This window comes from Paenibacillus cisolokensis (assembly GCF_050481165.1).
Classification (GTDB): Bacteria; Bacillota; Bacilli; order Paenibacillales; family Paenibacillaceae; genus Paenibacillus_AH; species Paenibacillus_AH cisolokensis.
Map to the genome: position 1 here is coordinate 1 of NZ_JBCNFP010000129.1, position 2,225 is coordinate 2,225.

Sequence of the window (2,225 nt, forward strand, 5' to 3'; positions counted from 1 at the left end):
GAGTACGTGGGCGTAGACCCGAAACCGGGTGATCTACCCCTGTCCAGGGTGAAGGTGCGGTAACACGCACTGGAGGCCCGAACCCACGAATGTTGAAAAATTCGGGGATGAGGTGGGGGTAGCGGAGAAATTCCAATCGAACTCGGAGATAGCTGGTTCTCCCCGAAATAGCTTTAGGGCTAGCCTCGGGAAAGGAGCGTCGTGGAGGTAGAGCACTGATTGGGTGCGGGGCCCGCCAAGGGTTACCAAGTCCAGTCAAACTCCGAATGCCAAGGACGCGCTGCCCGGGAGTCAGACCGCGAGTGCTAAGATCCGCGGTCAAGAGGGAAACAGCCCAGATCATCAGCTAAGGTCCCCAAGTGTGTGTTAAGTGGGAAAGGATGTGGAGTTGCAAAGACAACCAGGATGTTGGCTTAGAAGCAGCCACCATTTAAAGAGTGCGTAATAGCTCACTGGTCGAGTGACTCTGCGCCGAAAATGTAACGGGGCTAAACACACCACCGAAGCTATGGATTGTACAGCGATGTACAGTGGTAGGGGAGCGTTGCATGGGGGTAGAAGTCAGACCGGAAGGACTGGTGGACCGCATGCAAGTGAGAATGCCGGTATGAGTAACGAAAAGATGGGTGAGAATCCCATCCGCCGAAAGCCTAAGGGTTCCTGAGGAAGGTTCGTCCGCTCAGGGTAAGTCGGGACCTAAGGCGAGGCCGAAAGGCGTAGTCGAAGGACAACAGGTTGAAATTCCTGTACCACCGTAAGCCGTGATGAGCGATGGGGTGACGCAGAAGGGCAGTGACGCGGACTGATGGAATAGTCCGTCCAAGCAGTGAGGCTGATCAGCAGGCAAATCCGCTGATCGAAAGGCTGGGCTGTGATGGGGAGGGAACATTGGAGTACCGAAGGTCATGGGCTCCGGCTGCCGAGAAAAGCCTCTAGCCAGGCGAAGGTGCCCGTACCGCAAACCGACACAGGTAGGCGAGCAGAGGATGCTAAGGCGCGCGGAAGAACTCTCGTTAAGGAACTCGGCAACATGACCCCGTAACTTCGGGAGAAGGGGTGCCCCGGTAGGGTGAATAGCCCGAGGGGGCCGCAGTGAAAAGGCCCAAGCGACTGTTTAGCAAAAACACAGGTCTGTGCGAAGCCGCAAGGCGAAGTATACGGGCTGACGCCTGCCCGGTGCTGGAAGGTTAAGGGGAGCGGTTAGGGTTTCGGCCCGAAGCTGTGAACCGAAGCCCCAGTAAACGGCGGCCGTAACTATAACGGTCCTAAGGTAGCGAAATTCCTTGTCAGGTAAATTCTGACCCGCACGAATGGCGTAACGACTTGGGCGCTGTCTCAACGAGAGATCCGGTGAAATTTTAATACCTGTGAAGATGCAGGTTACCCGCGACAAGACGGAAAGACCCCATGGAGCTTTACTGCAGCTTGATATTGGACTTTGGTACGATCTGTACAGGATAGGTGGGAGCCTGAGAAGCCGGGGCGCCAGCTTCGGTGGAGGCGACGTTGGGATACCACCCTGATCGTATCGGAGTTCTAACCTGCCGCCCTGAATCGGGCGGAGGGACCGTGTCAGGCGGGCAGTTTGACTGGGGCGGTCGCCTCCCAAAGCGTAACGGAGGCGTCCCAAGGTTCCCTCAGAATGGTTGGAAATCATTCGAAGAGTGCAAAGGCAGAAGGGAGCTTGACTGCGAGACCGACAAGTCGAGCAGGGACGAAAGTCGGGCTTAGTGATCCGGTGGTACCGAATGGAAGGGCCATCGCTCAACGGATAAAAGCTACCCTGGGGATAACAGGCTTATCTCCCCCAAGAGTCCACATCGACGGGGAGGTTTGGCACCTCGATGTCGGCTCATCGCATCCTGGGGCTGAAGTAGGTCCCAAGGGTTGGGCTGTTCGCCCATTAAAGCGGTACGCGAGCTGGGTTCAGAACGTCGTGAGACAGTTCGGTCCCTATCTGTCGCGGGCGTAGGAAATTTGAGAGGAGCTGTCCTTAGTACGAGAGGACCGGGATGGACGTACCGCTGGTGTACCAGTTGTTCCGCCAGGAGCACAGCTGGGTAGCTATGTACGGAAGGGATAAGCGCTGAAAGCATCTAAGCGCGAAGCCCCCCTCAAGATGAGATTTCCCAGTCAGTAAGACCCCTGGAAGACGACCAGGTCGATAGGTTCGAGGTGGAAGCGCAGCAATGCGTGGAGCTGACGAATACTAATCGGTCGAGGGC

General features: G+C 56.6%; 1 rRNA gene. It reads left to right on the forward strand.

Features of this window, described 5'->3' with window-relative positions:
- Nucleotides 1-2,221 (forward strand): 23S ribosomal RNA (locus tag ABEV74_RS19375); the annotation flags it as partial.
- Between the last annotated feature and the right edge of the window lie 4 nt (nt 2,222-2,225).